This is a genomic window from Helicobacter sp. 11S02629-2 (assembly GCF_002272875.1).
Lineage (GTDB): Bacteria > Campylobacterota > Campylobacteria > Campylobacterales > Helicobacteraceae > Helicobacter_I.
This window is the reverse complement of record NZ_MLAN01000002.1, coordinates 166,228-186,367: the sequence shown is the minus strand read 5'-3', so window position 1 is coordinate 186,367 and position 20,140 is coordinate 166,228. Positions and strand designations below refer to the sequence as shown.

The following is a 20,140-nucleotide window of genomic DNA, read 5'->3' as shown; positions in this document are numbered from 1 at the left end:
TTAACCTTCATAAGTAATATTTTGAAGAGTCAAACACTCTAAATACACTAAATATCATTTAATATATTTTGAGTGTTCTATAAAGCAAAAAACCCACTCACGTCAAGACGTGATATACAAGTGTATTTCACGCCCCAACCAAGCGGGTGTAGGGTCAAAAAGTAAAAATAAAATTACTTAACTTCTACTTTTGCGCCAGCTTCTTCTAGTTTTTTCTTGAAGTTTTCGCAATCTTCTTTGCTAATACCTTCTTTTAGAGTGTGAGGAGTTTTTTCTGTAGCTTCTTTAGCTTCTTTTAAGCCAAGACCAGTGATTTCTCTTACTGCTTTAATAACATTTATCTTATTTGCACCTGCGTCAACTAAGATTAAATCAAACTCAGTTTTTTCTTCAGCAGCAGCTGCAGCACCGCTACCACCGCCACCTGCTACTACTGTAGGAGCAGCACTTACGCCAAATTTTTCTTCGAACTCTTTAACTAGTTCTGAAAGTTCTAATACAGATAGATTAGCTATATATTCTAATACTTCTTCTTTAGTGATTGCCATTATGTTTCCTTTCTTGATTGAAGGCTTTTATTAAGCCTCTTCTTTTTTCTTTCTTAGATTATCTAAACCTGTTACAAAATATCTAGCTGGCGCAGTCCAAACTGAAAGCAACATACCGATAAGTTCTTCTTTGCTTGGTAGTTTAGAGATGGCTGTTATGTGGGCTACATCAACTACTGCTTTATCAAAGAATCCAAACTTAACTTTGAACTTTTCAGCATTTGCTTCTTGAAACTTACAAACTACTTTTGATAGAGATATTTGATCATTTGACCAAATAAAGATGTTTGATTCTTTCAACTCTGCTTCTGGATAGCCATTAGCTTTCAAAGCAATATTTGCTAGTTTGTTTTTAAGTACGTGAACTTTTATACCAGTAGTTTTGCTACTTCTTCTTAAAGCTTCAAGGTTTTTTACTTGTAAGCCTTTATAGTCGCAAACTATTAGTGCACTTGAACTTGCAAACTCACTAGTTAAAAACTCTACTAGTTCTTTTTTTGCTGATCTTGTCATATTTCCTCCTTTCAGGTCTAAGCTTGTAAGGGGTTGTGTTTTAAGCGTTTTAGCATAGATATACCAAACGCCCCATTAGTCTTAAGCCTAAGATAAAGCGAACACAAAACTATTTTGTATCCATTAGTTCTTGAGAATCTATCTTAACAGAAGGACTCATAGTAAGAGAGATGGCTCCTGATTTTATATACTTTCCTTTAGCACTTGCTGGTTTTAGTCTATTGATAGTCTTTACTAAAGTCACCATATTTTCTAAAAGCTTATCAGCATCAAAGCTAGCCTTACCTATAGGACTGTGAATATTTCCTTTTTTATCAACACGGAAGTTCACTTGACCACTTTTAGCAGCATCTACAGCCTTTGCTACATCCATAGTTACTGTGCCAGTTTTTGGGTTAGGCATAAGACCTTTTGGTCCTAATATCCTACCTACCTTACCAACTAAAGGCATTAAGTCTGGAGTTGCTATAACCATATCAAAGTTGATATTGCCATTTTTTATCTCTTCAGCCAAGTCTTCATCACCAACTACATCAGCCCCAGCTTTTTTTGCTTCATCAGCTTTTAAGCCTTTAGCAAAAACTGCAACTCTAACAGTTTTACCAGTTCCATGAGGAAGCACGACAGCACCTCTTATCATCTGGTCTGCATGTCTTGGGTCAACCCCTAGTCTTAAGGCTATCTCAACTGTCTCATCAAACTTAGCTGACTTCAAGCTTTTAACTAAGCTAACAGCCGAATCCATAGGATATAGCTTATCTTTCTCTACTTTTTCAGACAAATTCTTTATTCTCTTAGAATCTTTTTTACTCATCTCTCACTCCTACTCTACTTCTATACCCATACTTCTGGCACTACCTGCTACTATCTTTTTAGCTTCTTCCATGTCAGTAGTGTTTAAGTCTTCTAGTTTTACATTAACTATATCTTCTAACTGCTTTTGTGTGATCTTACCAATCTTATTTTTCAAAGGATTATCAGAGCCTTTTGTTATACCAGCAGCTTTTTTGATTAAATCAGTAACTGGAGGCTTTTTTGTTATAAAAGTAAAACTTTTATCCTGATAAATGGTAATAACAGTTGGTATCTTAAAATCACCCATATCTTTTGTTTTTTCATTAAAAGCTTTACAAAATTCCATGATATTAACTCCACGCTGACCGAGAGCAGGACCAATCGGTGGAGATGGATTTGCTTTACCAGCAGAAATTTGCAACTTTAATTCGCCAACAACTTTTTTAGCCATTTTTTATCCTTTTAAAATAGTTTATTAAATAATTTTTTCAACTTGAGTATATGAAAGCTCAACAGGAGTATTCCTTCCAAATATACTAACGTTTACAACCAGCTTTTTATGTCTAATGTCATAAGTCTCAACTACAGCTGTAAAGTTAGAAAATGGACCATCAATTATCCTTATATTTTCACCCACATCAAAAAATATCTTTGGACGTGGTGCAGGCCTATTTAAAGCCTTCTCTAAAATATGATTAATCTCTTCTTCCCTTAAAGGCGTAGGTTTTTTAGACTCGCCAATAAAGCGTCCAACTTTAGGCAAAGACTGTATAACATGCCACATCTTAACATCTAGATATACGTTAATAAAAACATAACCCGGATACAAACTCTTTTGGGTGACTTTTTTCTTTTTATCTTTTATCTCGTATACATCTTCTGTAGGAAGTATCACATCTTTAATCTTGTCTTTAAACTCTGGGTTTAAAGCTAGATTCTCTATTGATCTTTTAACAGCTTGCTCACTGCCAGAATAAGTTTGTATAGCGTACCATTCAAGTTTTGCTCTCTCAGAATCCTCTTTTAGGCTTTCTTTTGCTTCTTCATCAAGCTTTAACACATCGCCTTGCTCTTCACTAGTATATTCAGTTATATCATCACTTTTTGTGATGTCTTTGCCATCCTCTTGAGTAATATTTTCTTGCATGATACGCTTACTCCTTATAACACTTTGGATAATGCATAATGCAATATAAAGTCAACAATCGCTAAAAATATAGTAACTACAGCCACAACGACAACAACAGATATAAAAGCATTTCTAATTTGTTCTTTGGTAGGGAAAATTACCTTACTTAATTCTTCTTTAACATTTTTATAATATTTTGTAAGTGCTTTCATAATTAAAATAGAACCTTATTTATTTTTAAAATCTAATAACTATAATTTATATGGCAGGCCAGGAGGGACTCGAACCCCCATCACTCGGTTTTGGAGACCGATGCTCTACCATTAGAGCTACTGACCTAAATAAAACCTACTCCTTTCTCTAGTGAAAGAGAAAAGAGTAGAAGAAGTTAATTAGTTTTTAGCTTAACTTCTTTATGCAATGTGTGCTTATTTAACCTAGGGCAGAACTTTTTTAGCTCCAACTTGTTTGTGTTTGTCTTGGCATTTTTTGTAGTGCTGTAGTTTATATCACCACATTCACTGCATTTAAGACCTATTTTTACTTTCATAGCAACCTACTCATTTATATTAGTAACAGCTCCAGCACCTACTGTCTTACCACCTTCACGAATAGCAAACCTAGTACCTACTTCAAGAGCTATAGGGTTTAAAAGCTCAACTGTTATCTTAACGTTGTCACCCGGAGCAACTAGTGCTACACCTTCTGGTAAAAGGATAGTTCCTGTAACGTCAGTAGTTCTTACATAAAACTGTGGTCTATAATTGTTTTGGAATGGAGTGTGACGTCCACCTTCATCTTTAGTTAGAACATAGATTTCAGCTTCAAACTTTTTGTGAGGAGTTATAGAGCCCGGTTTACAAAGTACCATACCTCTCATAACGTCTTCTTTTTTAGTACCTCTTAAAAGTACTCCAACGTTATCACCAGCTTCACCTTTGTCTAGTTCTTTTCTAAACATTTCTACACCAGTAACTGTAGTTTTTTGAGTGTCGCGGATTCCAACGATTTCTACTTCGTCACCTACACAAACTACACCTCTTTCGATTCTTCCTGTAACAACAGTTCCACGCCCTGCTATTGAGAAAACATCTTCAACTGGCATAAGGAAAGGCTTATCTACATCTCTTTGTGGAGTTGGTACATACTCATCCACTTTAGCCATAAGTTCTAGAATCTTTTCACCCCATGGTCCAACTGTACCACTTTTAGCTTCTTCTAAAGCTTTTAAGGCAGACCCACCAACTATAGGAGTATCATCACCCGGGAATTCATACTGATTTAATAAATCTCTTACTTCCATATCCACTAGTTCTAGCAAGTCTGGATCATCAAGCATATCTTGTTTGTTTAAGAAAACAACGATATAAGGAACACCTACTTGGCGAGATAGAAGTATGTGCTCTCTAGTTTGAGGCATAGGACCATCAGCTGCACTAACAACCAATATAGCACCATCCATCTGAGCAGCACCAGTAATCATATTTTTAACATAGTCGGCGTGCCCTGGGCAGTCAACGTGTGCGTAGTGACGATTTTCTGTTTCATACTCTATGTGAGAAGTAGCGATAGTGATACCTCTTTCTTTTTCTTCAGGGGCATTATCGATATTATCGTAGTCTTTTAGTTCTGCAAGACCTTTTAGCGATAATACTGCTGATATAGCAGCACTTAGAGTTGTTTTACCGTGGTCAACGTGACCTATAGTACCTATATTAACATGAGGCTTATTTTTAACAAACTTTTCCTTAGCCATGCACTTTCTCCTATTTACAAAATTTTAAATACAAATTATAACAAATTACACCATTGCATTAGGTATAAAAACAAACACAATAAGCTGGAGCCCACAAGCGGGATTGAACCGCCGACCTCTTCCTTACCAAGGAAGTGCTCTGCCACTGAGCTATATGGGCAATTTTAATTATATGCGTGATACGTTAAAAGTAGAAGTTAAACAGTGAGATTTACTAGCTCCCAAACTTTTATAGAGCAAACAAAAATAGTCTAACTCTTTTTCGTGGTACGAACGCCTACAAGTTAAAGGGTGCACTCTATCATAAAAAATCTTAAATATAACTGAATGCAATCAAAAAGGATGCTAAAAAATATCACGATGGAAAAGTGTGGAGCGGGAAACGGGACTCGAACCCGCGACCCTCAGCTTGGAAGGCTGATGCTCTAGCCAACTGAGCTATTCCCGCATCAAAAAAAGTAAGATGGTGGTGAGTCGTGGATTCGAACCACGGAAGACAAAGTCAGCAGATTTACAGTCTGCCCTCGTTGGCCACTTGAGTAACTCACCTTATGTAAATAAGATTAAAAGATGGAGCTGGTTAAGGGACTCGAACCCCCGGCCTGCTGCTTACAAGGCAGCTGCTCTACCAACTGAGCTAAACCAGCAAAAGACAATCGACTATGACTATTACAATCTTTTTGTAATTTCAAAAACGAAAGCAAATTGTACGTAAAACAAAAAATAATGTCAAGTGCGAAATTAATAAAATTATAGAATTAATAAAAATAAATTATTAGCATTAAGTAAAACATAATATTCTTAAAGCCTTGCACCCCTTGCAGCCACAAAACTGCTTTATAAAGAAAACTACTTACAGCCACATGTGCCTAAAACTGTGATTAACAAACCTAAGCAAGCCTAATACACACACCTAAAAGTTATAATATCTACTCACATAAATGCGTTCTTGCAAAGCTAATGCAACTACGCATATCTTTAAGGAGATAAAATGAAAAAGTATTTAGAAGAAGCAAATAAAAACGTGTCTATAAGCTCTAAAGGCTGGGCAGTTGATAGCAAAGATTCCAAGTTCAAAGCTTATAGCTTTACTCGCCATCCACTGGGTGCTAAAGATATATTAATAGAGATTTTATACGCTGGAATCTGCCATAGCGATATACATAATGCAAGAAGTGAGTGGGCCCCTGGAATCTATCCTATGGTGCCAGGCCATGAGATAGCAGGCCGCGTTATAGCTGTAGGCAAGGATGTAAAAAAGTTCAAAGTTGGAGACTACGCGGGGGTAGGATGTATGGTTAATTCTTGTGGTGAGTGTGAGCCTTGTAAGCAAAGTAATGAGCAGTTTTGTGAAAATGGTGTAGTTTTTACTTATAACAGCGTAGATAGATTCCATGATGACATAGTGACTTATGGAGGCTACTCTGATAACATAGTAGTAAGTGAAGACTTTGCTATAACTGTGCCAAAAGAAGCAGACATACAAAAGGTAGCTCCACTTCTTTGTGCTGGGATAACTACTTACTCCCCACTAAAGTTTTCTAAGATAAAAAAAGGCGATAAAGTAGCAGTTGCTGGCTTTGGAGGCTTAGGTCTTATGGCAGTAAAGTATGCTTTAAAACTAGGAGCTGAAGTAAGTGTCTTTGCAAGAAATAAAAACAAAGAAAAAGAGGCTTTAGAGCTTGGAGTAAAAGCCCTCTATGATAGTCCAGATCCTAAAAAGATAAAAGATAGATTTGACCTTATCCTTTCTACTATACCTACAAAGTACGACTTAACTCCTTACTTAGAGTTGCTTAAAGTTGGAGGAGAGCTAGCTATAGTTGGGCTTCCACCTAGTGCTGATCACGTAGGCGTTGAACTTTCTACTTTAGTATTTAAGGCTAATAAAAAAGTATATGGATCTCTAATAGGCGGGATAAAAGAAACCCAAGAGATGTTAGACTACTCAGTGGCTAATAATATCTACCCAGAAATAGAACTAATCACAGCTGATAAGATAGATATGGCTTATGAAAACCTAACTAATGGCAAGGCTAAGTTTAGATATGTTATAGATATGAAAAAGTCTATTTAGTTAGCTAAGGATAGATTCTATTTCTTAAACGTTATAGAATCTTATACAATCAAAACAAAAAGGCATTACATGCAAGACTTAAAAGCTAACATCTCCCCTTCTAAAATCAAAGAATCTAATAAGCTTATAAAAAAAGTAGCTATATTTGATAGTGGTATAGGGGGTTTAAGCGTTGTTAAAAGCTTGCTTGATGCTAATATGTTTGAACATATAATCTATTATGGCGACACAGCGCGCGTGCCTTATGGAAGTAAGGATAAAACAACTATCATAAGCTTTTCGCTTGAAGCTTTAAGCTTTTTAGAAGGCTTTGAGCCAGACCTTATAATAGTCGCTTGCAACACGGTTTCAGCCTGTGCTATCCCCTTCATGCAAGAAAACACCAAAATCCCAGTCATAGGCGTTATCCAAAGTGGCATGAAAGCCATAGTTTCTAAACATCTTCCAAAGACAAGTAATATCTTAGTTATAGGAACCCAAACTACCATCAACTCTAAAGTCTATCAAGAAGGCTTACAAAGCTTAGGCTTTAAAAATGTCCAGGCCCTAGAAACTGGCCTTTTTGTGCCACTAGTAGAAGCTGGTATCTATGAAGGAGAGCTAATAAAAGCCGCTTTTAATCACTACTTTAAAGATATAAAAGATATAGATGCCTTAGTCTTAGGCTGCACTCACTTTCCTATGCTTGCTACTAGTTTGAGGGAGTACTTTGGAAAAGACTGCGTTTTTATACACTCAGGTGAGACTATGGCTACTTACCTAAATGAGCACTATAACATCGCTTTTTGCAAAAGAGAAAACATAAAACTAAACTATCATGCTTCAAGCAATGTAGCTAAACTCCAAGAAAGTGCTAGCAAGTGGCTAGCTTTATAGAATCTAATTAAATAGATTTATAAAATATTTGTTGTCTGATTCCTATAATACTTACAAAATGAGCACACACATAAGTGCAATCCATGCATTTAAAAATATAAATATTTACTTAAGAATATTTTAAGCTGATTTTAAGGGGGGGGGGGGGGTAACCTAAACCCACGGTAATCATCATTTAATCATATTGATGTTTATAGACAACAAATAAAATGGAGAGCTACATAATGGGTTTTTTTACAGATTTGATAGTAGGCGTAGCAAATGAGGCAATTAACAACCATATAGAAAAAAATGATAGAGAAGATACATTATGGACGCTCGTCTACATAGCTAGCAATGAACATGTCTTGAGTAAAAGACATACACGATTAATCGCAGAAATTATGGTGGATGTAGATAGTAGTTTTGATGCTTGGTCTAATGAGAATGAAATGATTTCTATTTATAATAAAATCGGGCAATTAGAGGGTAATATATTTGACAAAATTCTTTCATTTAGGACAGATAGAGAAAAAATAAAAATAATGTTTACTTATGGTGTATTGCTATTTTTAGCTATGGGAGCCAGTGACATAATTGCACCAATCAATAAAATGAATTTATTGAGAATAAAAAATCGCTTTCGTTTCTCTAAGGCTGAATTAGGAGACTGTTATAAAGTAGTAGCCAAAGTATGCGAAGTAGATATGTATGACTTGGCAGAATCCTTAGAATCGATGATTAGCTATTCAGATCCTGATATACGAGCATATATGAACGGAAATAAACAACATACTGGCGAATATGCAAAAACATACAAAAGTATAGAATCTGAACCAGAGCAAATTAAGTATGATAATGAGTATGATGATAGTAGTGATGGGCAAAGTGACTGTAAAGAAATAGCGATGATGGAAATGATAGGACTTATCAAAAATTTTAGCTCTAGTGGCTTTTATGCTGGTAATGAGGTGCCAACAAACAAAAAGCTCAATGCCATAGAAAACTACTTTACAGACCCAACTGACCATATGTGGGCTCTAGTAGATTCTACGATTTTTGGATCAGCAAAAAATGGTATGGCTATCGCAGCAAAGGGAATCTACTTTAAAAGTGATTGGATGACAACTTCAGCTAGGAAATTCTTGTCTTGGTATGAATTAGCTAATTCAGATGAAGATATAAAGATTTCAAAAACTAGCAGAAGCCAACTTACCTTGTTCGAAGGTTGCAATTTTGATCTTATGAGTTCAGATGTAAAGCCAAAAAAATTAAGAGATTTACTAGTTGGTATGGTCAATATATATAGAAAATATATGTAACTATCACCACTGTATATAGTATCGATCTAGAAAACTAGATCGATACAACTCTTCCCTTCCATATAAAGATATTTATAATAGTTTAGTTTCTTCTATAGCTAAAAGCCTCTAGAAGATGGTCTTTTTTAATATCAACACTAGAATCAAGATCTGCTATAGTCCTTGAGACTTTAAGGACTTTTTGCACTCCCCTATGACTTAAAGAAAAACGGCTTACTGCTTTTTGAAGTAAGAAACTAAGCTCATCATCAAGCTTGCAAAACTCCACCACGCCTTTTTCATCTAGCTTGCCATTTAGCACTGGCTGCTTCCTTTGCTTTTGCATCTTAAAGGCAGTAAACACAGCTTGCTGCATGCTTTTAGATTCCATATCTTTATCTTTAGATGTTGCCTTTACCTCACTTTCATCCATCTGCACATATAAGTCCATACGATCTAAAAAAGGCTCACTTAACTTGTTTTTATAAGTCTTTATCTCAGCGTCTTTGCATCTACACTCTTTGGTAGTACTTAGCAAGTTTCCACAAGGGCAAGGATTAAGCGCACCTATAAAAAGAAATGAAGTGTCATAGACAACCTTTGAGTTTACCCTAGAGACTAAAAGCTTGTTGTTTTCTAAGGGCTCACGAAGCGATTCTAAAACTTCTTTTTTAAAGTAGGGTAGCTCATCTAAAAACAAGATTCCATTATGTGCTAAAGCTATCTCGCCGGGTCTTACTTGGCTTTGGGTGACACTTCCTAATATACTAGACTTTGAGGCGTCTGAGTGGGGGTTTCTTTGATTCCTTAAAGGAGTGTACTCAGTCTTTTGAAGATCTAGGGCTTGAAGCTTTACGCTTTCTATCATCTCTTTAGCACTTAGTGGTGGCAAGATATAGCGCATACGCTTTGATATCATGCTTTTACCACAGCCTGGACTCCCTTCAAAGATGATGTTATGAAATCCTGCTGCGGCGATTAAAGCTGCACGTTTTGCTTGGCTTTGTCCTCTAACTTCTTTAAAGTCTATATCAAACTTATCACTAAAGTAGTACTTGCTTCCTAAAACTTCTATATAGGGGAAGGGAAAGTCCTCGCTTGAAGTGTTAGTAGGGCTAGATTCTAAGTCCTTCTCGCTTAGCTTAGAGATAGCTTCTGCAAGAGTATCTACATAGATGCAGTCTAGATTAGGTATATGAGAAAAAAGATGCTTGCCAGCACGCGGCAAGATAACTTTTGCATTAGGCTTAAGCAAAGAGACATCAAGTAGCAAAGGATAGATAGAATCTATATGCTTAATACTTCCATCAAGTCCTAACTCACCAAAGGCGAAAATGTTTTCTAGCTTCAAAGGCTTTTTGTAAAGGGCTATAAGCAGGGCTAAAGGGAGGTCAAAGTGGCTGCCATGTTTTGGAAGGTCAGAGGGAAAAAGGTTGATGTTTAACTTTAGCATGGGGAGGGCTATATTATTATTAGCTAAGGCTGACATAACTCTATGTTTAGATTCTTGGATGGAAGAGTTTGCAAGACCAGTTATATTAAAAGCTGGCAAAGCGCGCATAAAAGTTGCTTCAACTTCAACTATCCTAGCACTAATGCCTTCCATCGTCGCACATAGAATCTTATTGGTCATAGTTCTTGTTATCCTTACTTATTATAGATGCTATAAGGGTATCAAAAACTAAGCCTAAAAGCCAAGAAGGGCTTTATATACTTTTATTTTAGGGCATGGGGTCTAAGTTAAAGGCTAGATTAAAACAACTAAAAGTCAGTGTAAAAAAGTGCACTTCCCCAAGTAAGACCCCCTCCAAAAGCATCTAGCAATATAAGCTGACCTTTTTGAGATAGCTTGCCTTCTTCATAAGCATCATTTATCGCCATAGGTATGCTTGCTGCTGAAGTATTGCCATACTTTTGGACTGTTAATATCAGTTTAGAGTAATCCAAATCTAGTGCATTAGCTACGGCTTGAATTATCCTAAGGTTTGCTTGGTGAGGTACAAAGTAGCTTAGATCCTTTGCTTCTAAGTTATTAGTACTTAGAATCTCTTTTGCACTATTAGTAATATTTCTAACTGCTAGTCTATAGATCTCAGAGCCATTCATATGAAGGGCTTGCTTTTTATCTTCATGGCTTGGCAAGATCTCGCTTAAAAGCTTATTATCACTTTTTGATCCAAGTCTTGGAGTTTTTAAAGAGTTAGCATAGCTTCCATCTGAGTTTATATGCACATCTAAGATTCCGGGTTTTTCACTTTTAGAGATGACACTTGCCCCTGCACCATCACCAAAAAGCACACAAGTGCTTCTATCAGTGAAGTCTAGTACTGAGCTTATCTTTTCAGCTCCAACAACTAAGATATTTTTATAAACACCACCTTGTATATAAGCCCTCGCCATACTTAAAGCATAGATAAAGCCAGTACAAGCCGCACTTACGTCAAAAGCTGGTGTGCTTTTTAGACCAAGCTTCTCAGCTATGATGCAAGCAGTTGAAGGCATACTTACATAGTCTGGACTTAAAGTCGCACAGATAACTAAGTCTATATCTTTAGGGCTCAGATTTGCCCTCTCTAAAGCTTTTAAGCTAGCCTTTAGTCCAAGATCACTACTTTTTTCTTCGCTGCTAGCAAAGTAGCGGGTTTTTATACCCGTGCGTTTAGTTATCCACTCATCATCTGTCTCTAAAAAATCACTAAAATAATTATTATCTACGCAATATTTTGGTACATAAGAGGCTATGGACTTTATACTTGCGTAATTCATAATTCCAATCCTATTTAATTGCATCTCTTTTTAAATTTGTTTCAACAAAGGCTTCTTGTATGTGTAAGCAAGTATTGCTTTCACAAGTTTTCATAGCTTGATATAAAGCACACTCAACCGCCCTTGCATTACTCTTGCCATGACTTATAATCACTGGCTTTTTAACACCTAAAAGCGGTGCCCCACCATACTCAGCATAATCAACCTTTGATTTTAAAGCCTTAAAGGCACCTTTCATAAGACCTGCACCAAGCGTTCTAAAAAAAGACTTTTTGATCTCTTGCTTAAGTATAGTAGAAATAGCTCCTGCTACGCCTTCACTTGCCTTTAAGACAAGGTTGCCCATAAAACCATCACAAACTACAACATCAACTTTGCCATTAAAGATATCTGGACCTTCTACATTTCCTATGAAGAATGGATACTCTTTTAAAAGCTTGAAGGTTTCTTTTGTGAGTTCATTACCCTTAGTGTCTTCTTCGCCATTAGAAAGAAGGCCTACTTTTACGTCTTTATACTCTAGTGCTTGCTTTGCATACTGATAGCCCATAATAGCAAAGTCTACTAAGTAGTTAGGCTTGCAGTCAGTATTAGCCCCAGCATCTAAGATAATGCTTGGCTTATCTGTAATAGAAGGCATGCAAGTACAAATCGCAGGTCTATTAACGCCATCTATCCTACCAACCAAAAGTGTCGCCAAGCTCATAGTAGCACCACTATGACCGCAAGAAACTACAGCATCAGCTTTAGAATCTTTTACAAGAGAAACTGCTTTATATATAGAGCTTTCTTTTCTCTTAATAGCGATACTTGCTGGCTCATCTAGATGTATATAGTCATCTGTATGTACAACTTCTATCTTACTTAGCTTGCTAGAACTAAGGTTAGAATCTAGTAGTGGCTTTATTAACTTCTCATCTCCACAAAGTACTGCTTTAAAGTCTTTATGATTAATAGCGTCTTTTAGTCCTAAGACTATGGGTAAAACACCATTATCAGCACCCATAGCATCTATGGAAATAGTAAGCATTATTTATAGCTGTTAGTCACAGGGTTGATGAAGTGAGGCAACTTCCAGTTACCATTTTTATCTTTGATAGGCTTTGCTAAAGTTACTTTATAGTGAGTACGTCTTTTTGCTGCTCTTGTTTTACTAACTCTTCTCTTTGGTACTGCCATTTTTATTCTCCTTTTATATGATAGTCAAGTCTTATAGACTCAACTTCGCTTAGACAAATTTCTTTTAAATCTACATAGCCATTGAAAAATTCTATAATATCCAAAATATACTCATTATTACTATCTTTAGAATCATAGATTCCATCTGAAATGTAAAGAGTTAAAGGAATTGTTATATTTTTTATAAACTCTTCGCCACTTCTAACACACACTAAATTTAGCGTTGCGCTAAACTCGCCTTCAAACTTTACTAGCTTTGTGCCTTCATCAAAAAATATCTCCCCTTTTAAGTTCACACTCTCAAGTGGATCTAAAAAAGAAGCACTATTAGAATCTAGTCTATAGTCGACTTCTTTTTTAGTCTTGCCTATCTTTCTAAACTCAAGCATAGCTAATGCCTTTTATAACCTAGAACTAAAATATCTCAGATTCTGCAAAAAAGAAAGCTATCTCAGTTTTAGCATTTTCTAAGCTATCACTTCCATGAACTGCATTTGCATCTATGCTTTCTGCAAAGTCTGCTCTTATAGTGCCAGGGGCTGCCTCTTTTGGATTAGTAGCGCCCATAAGCTCGCGGTTTTTAGAAACAGCATCTTTACCTTCTAAAACCATAACTACTACAGGACCTGAAGTCATAAACTCTACTAGGTCTTTAAAAAATGGTCTTTCTTTGTGCACGCCATAAAACTTCCCTGCTTCTTGTGCGCTTAAAAAGATTTTTTTGCAAGCAGCAATCTTAAGTCCATTAGTTTCAAATCTACTTATTATCTTCCCAACTACATTTTTTTTAACTGCATCTGGCTTTATTATAGATAATGTTCTTTGCATGGCATTCCTTATGTTTAAAATTAAGCTAAAGATTATATCTTAGAAATGTGTTTCCCAACAACCATATATTTAATAATTCCAAAAATCTCCAAGCCATCAAGCGGACTTGCTTGATTTTCTACCTTATAGCTTGAATCTAAATCAACTAGCATAAAATCGCAATCCCTGCCTACAGCTATCTCACCCTTATTAAGCCCCATAAAGTCTGAGATATTTTTAGAAGTCTTAGTAAGTAGGTCTTGCAGGCTTAAGATTCCACTTTTTACCAAGAAAGTATAAGCTAGCCCAAAGTAGTGCTCTATGCAGTCAAAACTAGCCTTTGCGTCATCATAGACTTGATTTTTAAGATGAGAGCTTACTGTGCTGTGCAAACTAGTTAGCATATAAGCATCTTTTAAGTGCCCTAAAAGCTTTTCTTTTTCATGTTTTGGAAGCAAAGGTGGTTTCAGCTTATATCTTGTGTCGTAGTCATTAAGATTAGTCTCATCAAAGATTAGATGAGGCAAGGGGACTTGTGAAAAAAGATACTTGCTTTTTTCTAAAATCTTAAAGCCTTCTGGCACATTAAACGCACTAAAAAGTACTTTTACTTTTAAAAACTCAGCCATCTGAGCGATCTTTGCTATCTCTTTTAGTTGCCCTAAAAAGCTTATCTCTCCAAGCCCTAGACTTCTTATAAAAGGACTTTCATAAGCAAGCCCTACTTCCATGTGAGTATCATAAGCATTAACTATTAGCGGTAAATCCAGCATCTTAGCATATAAAAAAGCTTGATATAAGAGGTTAGATTCCACATCGCTTTCTACATAGATGGCACTTTTTGGATTGCCTGAGTAGAGGATACTTATATCGTTTAGATTGTCTTCTTCATTAAAGGCTGGGATTAAAGAAAAGATGTTTATAGCTTCGCTTTGACTGACGTTACTAACTAAAGCGTTAATAGCTTCTGTGTCATTTCTTGGGCTTGTATTTGGACTTAAAAATATACTCCCTACTCCTCCTTTTAGTGCTTTTTGCGAAGTGCGAAGAAGACTTTTAGAGTTCAAAGTAGAATCTTTTGGCAAGATATTAACATCAAGCAAGGCTGGCAAAAGGGCTAAGCCCTTACACTCAAGTACTTCTCCTTTAGATTCTATATTAGTGCTAACTTCAACTATCTTGCCTTCTTCAACCAAGACATCTTGTGTCTTAAAGCCCTCTTTACCTAGGACGTTTGCACCTTTAAAAAGCATTTTAAAATCCTCCAATACCTTCTTCTATCAATGCTACTAGGACTTCTATCTTGCCTAGTATGATTAAGATTCCAACAACTATTAAAAATATCGCTGCAACTATCTCTATAACCTTCATGTAAGTTTTTAGTCTTCTTACAACCTGCAAGCCCTTATCCAAAAAGAGTGCTAGTACTAAAAATGGTATAGCAAGACCTATGATAAAAGCTACAAGTGAAACTATAGCCACTGCTTGATTAGCCGCAGCTAAAAATGTAATAGCAGCTATGATTGGTCCAGTACAAGGAGTCCAGCCAGCCGCAAAGCCTATGCCAAAAATTAAAGGCATGATGATATGGAGTGCTTTGTTGTTTTCAAGCTTTGAAAGATTAAGCTGTTTAGTTTTGTATAAGAACTTAAACTTAAAAAGTCCTAAGAAGTGAAGTCCAAAAAGTATAACGATAGCACCAGATATATAGCGCACTATGTGGTAGCTAAAAATGTTTTCAAAGAGGTTTATCATAGCAAGGCCAAGGAAGAAAAACACTATGCTAAAACCTATGACAAATAAGATAGCAGAGGTTAAGGTCTTCTTATGAGAGTAGTGCTTAGTATCACTTAGTCCAACACCAGATATATAAGACATATACGAAGGGATAAGAGGCAGGATGCAAGGGCTTAAAAACATTAATATCCCACCCAAAAAACTAGCTAATACTGGTAAATGCTCAAACATTTGGCTTAATACTTGTTGCAAGTGGACACTCCGTGATATTTTATTACAAACTTTAGAGTTTAACTTTTAAAGATATTTAAAAGTTAAACACACTTAATGCGTCATTATTTAATTACCATTATCACTTATTTTTTTTAGATTTTTGCTCAATTGAATTATTTTTTATACTGCTTAGCCAGTCTTGCAAGGTCTTTTCAAAGCCTATATTACTAAGACTAACATAGTGTTTGCCATTATGATAGTTTTGTTTGACATAGCCACCAAAGTTATGTGGGTATTTATAGTTTATGGGATTAGTTCTTATGTGAAGTGGCACAGGAGTGGAATCTTTTTTAGTATCACTTAGTGCTAAGTCTATGGCTTTATAAGCAGTATTAGACTTAGGTGAGCTAGCTAGGTAGATGACGCACTGAGAGAGGATGATCCTAGCTTCAGGATAGCCTATCTTACTTACTGCTTGCATGGTTGAGTTGGCAAGATTAAGTGCATTTGGATTGGCATTACCCACATCTTCACTAGCAAGTATTACTAGTCGTCTTGCTATAAACTCAGGATTTTCTCCAGCATTAATTATGCGTGAAAGATAATAGATACTAGCATCTATATCACTCCCTCTAATAGACTTTATCAAAGCACTAATTAGATCATAGTGGACATTATCTTCCCTAACTCCTAGCATATTACTAGTTATCTCTTGTAAGGATTCTACACTTGCATGTTCTTTCATATTTATAGCTACTTCCAAAAGATTTAAAGCAAACCTAGCATCAGCATTTGCATGCTCTGCTATCCAGTGCTTTATCCCTTCTAGGTTTGCAAACTTAGCATCTTGCTGCAAAAGTGCATTTTCTAATATAGATTCTATATTTTTAGAACTTAGCGGCTTTAACTCAAAAAGTAGGCTTCTTGACCTAAGGGCAGCGGATAAAGCAAAGTAGGGATTTTGCGTGCTTGCAGCTAGTAGATGGATTTCATTATTTTCTAAAAGAGGAAGTAAAAACTCTTGCTGAGTAATATTAAGCCTATGGATCTCATCTATAAAAACTAAAGGCTTAAAAAGCCCAAGTTCAAATGAAGATAAGTCTTTTTTTAAAGCATCAAGCTTAAAATTAGTTGCATTGTGGCTTAAAAAAGGTACATCTAACTCCCTAGCTATAATCTTAGCTAGGCTAGTTTTACCAACCCCGGGCGGCCCAAAAAATATCATATGAGGGATATTTTTAGATTCTATAATCAGTCTTAAGGGCTTATCTTTACCAAGTAAATGCTCTTGCCCTATAAAAGATTCTAAGTTTTTAGGTCTTAGGTCTAGGGCTAGGTTCATAGGCTTTATAACTAAGGAGGTTAAGATTTTTTATTAATAACTATTAGCTCATAAGAACTCATGTTATTTTCTATGCCTTTAGTGCCTTCACTAAAGCCTTTAGCCTTAAGCTCTGAGTTTAGTGCATCTAGCTCATCTAGCCTATCTTTAAGGCGTAGGATTATATCAACCCCTGCTAGGTTAACGCCCATGTCACGCGTTAGTCTAAGGACAGTTTTTATCTTATCCATATCTTTTTGACTATAAAGTCTCATCTTGCCTTGTGTTCTTGAAGGTAAGACAAGCCCTTCTTTTTCATACTGTCTTAAAGTTTGAGGGTGTATTTTTAAAATCTTAGCAACGACACTTATTAGATAGACTGGTTCTTCATATGATTGCATGGCTTAATCCTTTAATTCAGCTTCTAAAAGTTCTTTTAGTTCTAGGCTTAAAGAGTTTATATCTGGCAAAAGTACGTTTGCTACTAGGTATATATTACCAGTTTGGGCTATTTTTGAGTTAACAAAACCAAGCCCTTTCATCTTAAACTTTTGGCCATTTTTTGTGTTTTCTGGAATCTTCATTTTGACTGACTTTGTTGGAAGCTCTATTTCTATCTTGCCACCAAAGAGGGCAGTTTTTAAGCTTAGATCAAAGTTCATATAAACATCTAGTCCATCAACCCTATACTTATCACTTGGATTAAACTTCAAAGTAAGGATGGCATCTCCTGTCATGCCATTGCTAGTTCTACCCTTGCCTTTTGCACGAAGCTTAGTGCCCTCCATCGCCCCAGTAGGTATTTTTATATCAAATCTATGCTCGCCTACTTGTATAGTCTCTTTACCACCAACAAGGGCTCTTTGTATATCTATAAAAAGCTCAGCATTTACATTTAAACGCTCCATATTTTGCGCACTAAAGCCGCCCCCACCAAAGCCGCCCCCACCAAAGTCAAAGCCACTTCCTCCAAAGCTAAAGCTACTTCTTCCTCCTCTTCCTCCCCTTTCAAAGCCACCTGAAAAGAGGTTGTTTAATATGTCATCAAAGCTTGCAGACCCTGCTCCTCCTTGGCTTCTTGAAAAGTCTTGGAAGCTTTGATTCCCAAACATGGAATCTCCATAAGCGTCATACTGTTTCTTTTTTTCCTCATCGCCTAAGATCTCATAAGCAGCATTAACCTCTTTGAACTTTTCTTCAGCATCTTTGTCTTTGTTAACATCTGGGTGATACTTACGTGCAAGCTTTCTATAGGCTTTTTTTATCTCATCACTGCTTGCATTTTCACTTACTTCTAGTGTCTCATATAAACTCTTAGCCATTCATTCACCTTTAGATTTTTAGTCATTTTTATGATGAAAGTTTAGCGTAAGCTTAGTAACTTTAGTTAGTCTTTAGGTATCAATTTTAAAAATTTTAAGCATATTTATAAAAACACATATTGTAATTATACTTTTTTATATATAATGTTTTCATATCACAACCACAAGGAGACAAAGCATGAGTACTAACCAATCAAGTAATAAAAAACTAGGAAAACAAACTAACGCCATCCACTTTGGCTATGACAAAGATAGCCAGCAAACTATGAGTGTGCCTATCTATCAAACAACTGCTTATGCTTTTGATTCTAGCCTTCAAGCAAGTAATCGCTTCTCTTTACAAGAGCTAGGTAACATCTACTCGCGTCTTACTAACCCAACTTGTGATGTGCTAGAAAAGCGTCTAAGCGTCCTTGAAGGTGGGGCTGCAAGTATAGTTACTGCTAGTGGGTCGGCTGCTTTATTTTATGCAATAACTAACTTAGCTGGCAGTGGGGATAATGTCTTAGTGGCTAATAAGATCTATGGAGGAAGCACAACGCTTCTTTTTCACACGCTAAAACGCTTTGGCATAAAAGCCATAGAGTTTGATATAGATGACTTAAGCACTTTGGAATCTAAGATAGATTCTAAGACTAAGGCTATCTTTTTTGAAACCCTAAGCAACCCACAAATAGCCGTTGCTGACATAGAAGCCTTAACCTCCATAGCTAAAAAGCATAAAGTCATAACCATAGCTGATAACACCGTAGCAACTCCTATACTTTGTAATCCTTTCAAGCATGGAGTAGATGTTATAACTCATTCACTAAGTAAGTATATAAGCGGTCAAGGAAGCGTCCTAGCAGGTGCTGTGATAGAAAGGGAAGGGCTAAATGAACTTATAAAAGACAACCCTAGATATGCACATTTTAATGAGCCAGATTCTAGCTATCACGGACTAGTTTATACAAGCGTGCCATTGCCAAACTACACACTTAGAATCCGCATAGCCTTACTTCGCGACATAGGAGCAACACTAAGTGCTTTTAACGCTTGGCTTGTGATACAAGGACTTGAGACCTTAGCTTTAAGGATAAAAAAGCACTCTAAAAATGCCCTAAAAATCGCTAAGTTTTTAGCCTCCCATCCAAAAGTAGAAAGTGTAAGCTACCCTGCTTTAGAATCTGATAGATACCATGCCTTAGCTAAAAAGTACTTTTATAAAAGCTACTCAAGTGGTCTTGTAAGCTTTGTATATAAAGGAAGTGAAGAAGAGACAAGAAAAGTAGTTGATAGCACTTCTATCTTTAGTATAGTAGTAAACATAGGCGATACAAAATCTTTAATAGTCCATCCTGCTTCAACTACGCACTCTCAACTTAGTGAATCTGAACTTAAAGAAGTTGGAATCTTGCCTAATCTCATAAGACTAAGCATAGGCATAGAAGACTTTAAAGACTTAAAAGAGGACTTAGAAGAAGCTTTAGGAAAATAGTCTTGTATCAATTTAAAAGCTATTATTTTTTGCATACAGCTATCAATAAGATAACAACTTATAAGTAAGCATGTCTTCTAAACTAAAGTGCATTCTTGCTTGTTTCTTGGTGCAAAAAAAAGAGGGGTATTAATCCCCCTTTTTCAAAGAAGCTGCGTGTCCAAAGTCTTATTTTGCTTAAAAAGAGCTTGCAAATAATATTTTACAAAAAAGAAAATGTTGGAATATAGAATCATAAAAAACTAGATTCTATGTAGCTAGAAAAGTTTTTTAATATCTACTACGCCACATCACACTTTTACACTCAAAGCACATGATGCAAAAAAATGGTGCTTTTTTAAACT

General features: G+C 36.1%; 23 protein-coding genes and 5 tRNA genes. 4 read left to right on the top strand and 24 right to left on the bottom strand.

From position 1 onward, the window contains the following. Window positions 1–173 precede the first annotated feature (173 nt). The 13 genes from rplL to BKH40_RS02215 form a co-directional block, all read right to left on the bottom strand. On the bottom strand, window positions 174–548 hold the full coding sequence (gene rplL / locus BKH40_RS02275; protein ID WP_095276556.1) for a 50S ribosomal protein L7/L12: 375 nt from the start codon (window positions 546–548) through the stop codon (window positions 174–176). Between the two features lie 30 nt (window positions 549–578). Next, on the bottom strand, window positions 579–1,061 hold the full coding sequence (rplJ, locus tag BKH40_RS02270) for a 50S ribosomal protein L10 (protein ID WP_095276553.1): 483 nt from the start codon (window positions 1,059–1,061) through the stop codon (window positions 579–581). A gap of 109 nt (window positions 1,062–1,170) precedes the next feature. Then, window positions 1,171–1,875, bottom strand: coding sequence for a 50S ribosomal protein L1 (gene rplA / locus BKH40_RS02265; protein WP_095276550.1), 705 nt, complete (start codon window positions 1,873–1,875; stop codon window positions 1,171–1,173). Window positions 1,876–1,884: 9 nt separating this feature from the next. Then, complete coding sequence (gene rplK, locus BKH40_RS02260; RefSeq protein ID WP_095276548.1) at window positions 1,885–2,307, bottom strand: 50S ribosomal protein L11; 423 nt, start codon at window positions 2,305–2,307, stop codon at window positions 1,885–1,887. A gap of 24 nt (window positions 2,308–2,331) precedes the next feature. Next, window positions 2,332–2,841 (bottom strand): transcription termination/antitermination protein NusG, encoded by a 510-nt coding sequence (nusG, locus tag BKH40_RS02255; RefSeq protein WP_257842485.1) that lies wholly within the window; start codon window positions 2,839–2,841, stop codon window positions 2,332–2,334. Between the two features lie 176 nt (window positions 2,842–3,017). Then, a complete protein-coding gene (gene secE, locus BKH40_RS02250; RefSeq protein ID WP_095276544.1) occupies window positions 3,018–3,197 on the bottom strand; it encodes a preprotein translocase subunit SecE in 180 nt (59 codons plus the stop codon). 51 nt (window positions 3,198–3,248) lie between these two features. Next, window positions 3,249–3,324: transfer RNA gene (locus tag BKH40_RS02245), tRNA-Trp, on the bottom strand. Between the two features lie 49 nt (window positions 3,325–3,373). After that, a complete protein-coding gene (gene rpmG / locus BKH40_RS02240) occupies window positions 3,374–3,535 on the bottom strand; it encodes a 50S ribosomal protein L33 (RefSeq protein WP_095227378.1) in 162 nt (53 codons plus the stop codon). A 6-nt stretch (window positions 3,536–3,541) separates the two neighbouring features. Continuing rightward, entirely contained in the window at window positions 3,542–4,741 is a 1,200-nt protein-coding gene (gene tuf / locus BKH40_RS02235; protein WP_095276541.1) for an elongation factor Tu, read from the bottom strand. Between the two features lie 85 nt (window positions 4,742–4,826). Next, a tRNA-Thr gene (locus tag BKH40_RS02230) sits at window positions 4,827–4,901 on the bottom strand. Window positions 4,902–5,112: 211 nt separating this feature from the next. Beyond that, window positions 5,113–5,189 (bottom strand) — tRNA-Gly (locus tag BKH40_RS02225). A 16-nt stretch (window positions 5,190–5,205) separates the two neighbouring features. Continuing rightward, window positions 5,206–5,290, bottom strand: a tRNA-Tyr gene (locus tag BKH40_RS02220). A 22-nt stretch (window positions 5,291–5,312) separates the two neighbouring features. After that, window positions 5,313–5,388 (bottom strand) — tRNA-Thr (locus tag BKH40_RS02215). Window positions 5,389–5,732: 344 nt separating this feature from the next. Between BKH40_RS02215 and BKH40_RS02210 the strand changes: the two genes are divergently transcribed. The 3 genes from BKH40_RS02210 to BKH40_RS02200 all read left to right on the top strand — a co-directional run bounded on the left by BKH40_RS02210 (window position 5,733) and on the right by BKH40_RS02200 (window position 8,995). Further along, the gene (locus tag BKH40_RS02210) at window positions 5,733–6,818 is read left to right on the top strand and encodes an NAD(P)-dependent alcohol dehydrogenase (protein ID WP_095276539.1); all 1,086 of its coding nucleotides are present in this window, start codon (window positions 5,733–5,735) and stop codon (window positions 6,816–6,818) included. Between the two features lie 69 nt (window positions 6,819–6,887). After that, complete coding sequence (gene murI, locus BKH40_RS02205) at window positions 6,888–7,694, top strand: glutamate racemase (protein WP_095276537.1); 807 nt, start codon at window positions 6,888–6,890, stop codon at window positions 7,692–7,694. A gap of 224 nt (window positions 7,695–7,918) precedes the next feature. After that, window positions 7,919–8,995: a hypothetical protein gene (locus tag BKH40_RS02200; protein ID WP_095276535.1), complete on the top strand. Its 1,077-nt coding sequence runs from the start codon at window positions 7,919–7,921 to the stop codon at window positions 8,993–8,995. 82 nt (window positions 8,996–9,077) lie between these two features. On the opposite strand, the gene BKH40_RS02195 is transcribed toward BKH40_RS02200, so the two are convergent. From BKH40_RS02195 to BKH40_RS02145, 11 genes are all read right to left on the bottom strand, one after another. Beyond that, entirely contained in the window at window positions 9,078–10,607 is a 1,530-nt protein-coding gene (locus BKH40_RS02195) for a YifB family Mg chelatase-like AAA ATPase (protein ID WP_095276533.1), read from the bottom strand. Window positions 10,608–10,735: 128 nt separating this feature from the next. Beyond that, window positions 10,736–11,743 (bottom strand): beta-ketoacyl-ACP synthase III, encoded by a 1,008-nt coding sequence (locus BKH40_RS02190; protein ID WP_180675086.1) that lies wholly within the window; start codon window positions 11,741–11,743, stop codon window positions 10,736–10,738. A 7-nt stretch (window positions 11,744–11,750) separates the two neighbouring features. Then, window positions 11,751–12,770 carry a phosphate acyltransferase PlsX gene (gene plsX, locus BKH40_RS02185; protein ID WP_095276527.1) on the bottom strand — a complete coding sequence of 340 codons (1,020 nt, stop codon included), beginning with the start codon at window positions 12,768–12,770 and terminating at the stop codon, window positions 11,751–11,753. Then, window positions 12,770–12,919 carry a 50S ribosomal protein L32 gene (gene rpmF, locus BKH40_RS02180; RefSeq protein ID WP_095227392.1) on the bottom strand — a complete coding sequence of 50 codons (150 nt, stop codon included), beginning with the start codon at window positions 12,917–12,919 and terminating at the stop codon, window positions 12,770–12,772. Before rpmF ends, plsX begins: the two co-directional genes overlap by 1 nt. Window positions 12,920–12,921: 2 nt before the next feature. Beyond that, complete coding sequence (locus BKH40_RS02175; protein ID WP_095276526.1) at window positions 12,922–13,308, bottom strand: hypothetical protein; 387 nt, start codon at window positions 13,306–13,308, stop codon at window positions 12,922–12,924. Window positions 13,309–13,333: 25 nt separating this feature from the next. Next, window positions 13,334–13,747: a nucleoside-diphosphate kinase gene (ndk, locus tag BKH40_RS02170; protein ID WP_095276524.1), complete on the bottom strand. Its 414-nt coding sequence runs from the start codon at window positions 13,745–13,747 to the stop codon at window positions 13,334–13,336. Between the two features lie 32 nt (window positions 13,748–13,779). Further along, on the bottom strand, window positions 13,780–14,979 hold the full coding sequence (locus BKH40_RS02165; RefSeq protein ID WP_095276522.1) for an amidohydrolase family protein: 1,200 nt from the start codon (window positions 14,977–14,979) through the stop codon (window positions 13,780–13,782). Between the two features lies 1 nt (window position 14,980). Then, window positions 14,981–15,715 (bottom strand): cytochrome c biogenesis protein CcdA, encoded by a 735-nt coding sequence (locus tag BKH40_RS02160; protein WP_257842476.1) that lies wholly within the window; start codon window positions 15,713–15,715, stop codon window positions 14,981–14,983. A gap of 100 nt (window positions 15,716–15,815) precedes the next feature. Beyond that, window positions 15,816–17,018 (bottom strand): replication-associated recombination protein A, encoded by a 1,203-nt coding sequence (locus tag BKH40_RS02155; RefSeq protein WP_095276516.1) that lies wholly within the window; start codon window positions 17,016–17,018, stop codon window positions 15,816–15,818. A 20-nt stretch (window positions 17,019–17,038) separates the two neighbouring features. Then, on the bottom strand, window positions 17,039–17,398 hold the full coding sequence (locus BKH40_RS02150) for a helix-turn-helix transcriptional regulator (RefSeq protein WP_095276514.1): 360 nt from the start codon (window positions 17,396–17,398) through the stop codon (window positions 17,039–17,041). 3 nt (window positions 17,399–17,401) lie between these two features. Continuing rightward, entirely contained in the window at window positions 17,402–18,319 is a 918-nt protein-coding gene (locus BKH40_RS02145; RefSeq protein ID WP_095276511.1) for a DnaJ C-terminal domain-containing protein, read from the bottom strand. Window positions 18,320–18,497: 178 nt separating this feature from the next. On the opposite strand from BKH40_RS02145, the gene BKH40_RS02140 reads away from it, so the two are divergent. Beyond that, complete coding sequence (locus BKH40_RS02140; RefSeq protein WP_095276509.1) at window positions 18,498–19,796, top strand: O-acetylhomoserine aminocarboxypropyltransferase/cysteine synthase family protein; 1,299 nt, start codon at window positions 18,498–18,500, stop codon at window positions 19,794–19,796. Window positions 19,797–20,140: the final 344 nt, after the last annotated feature.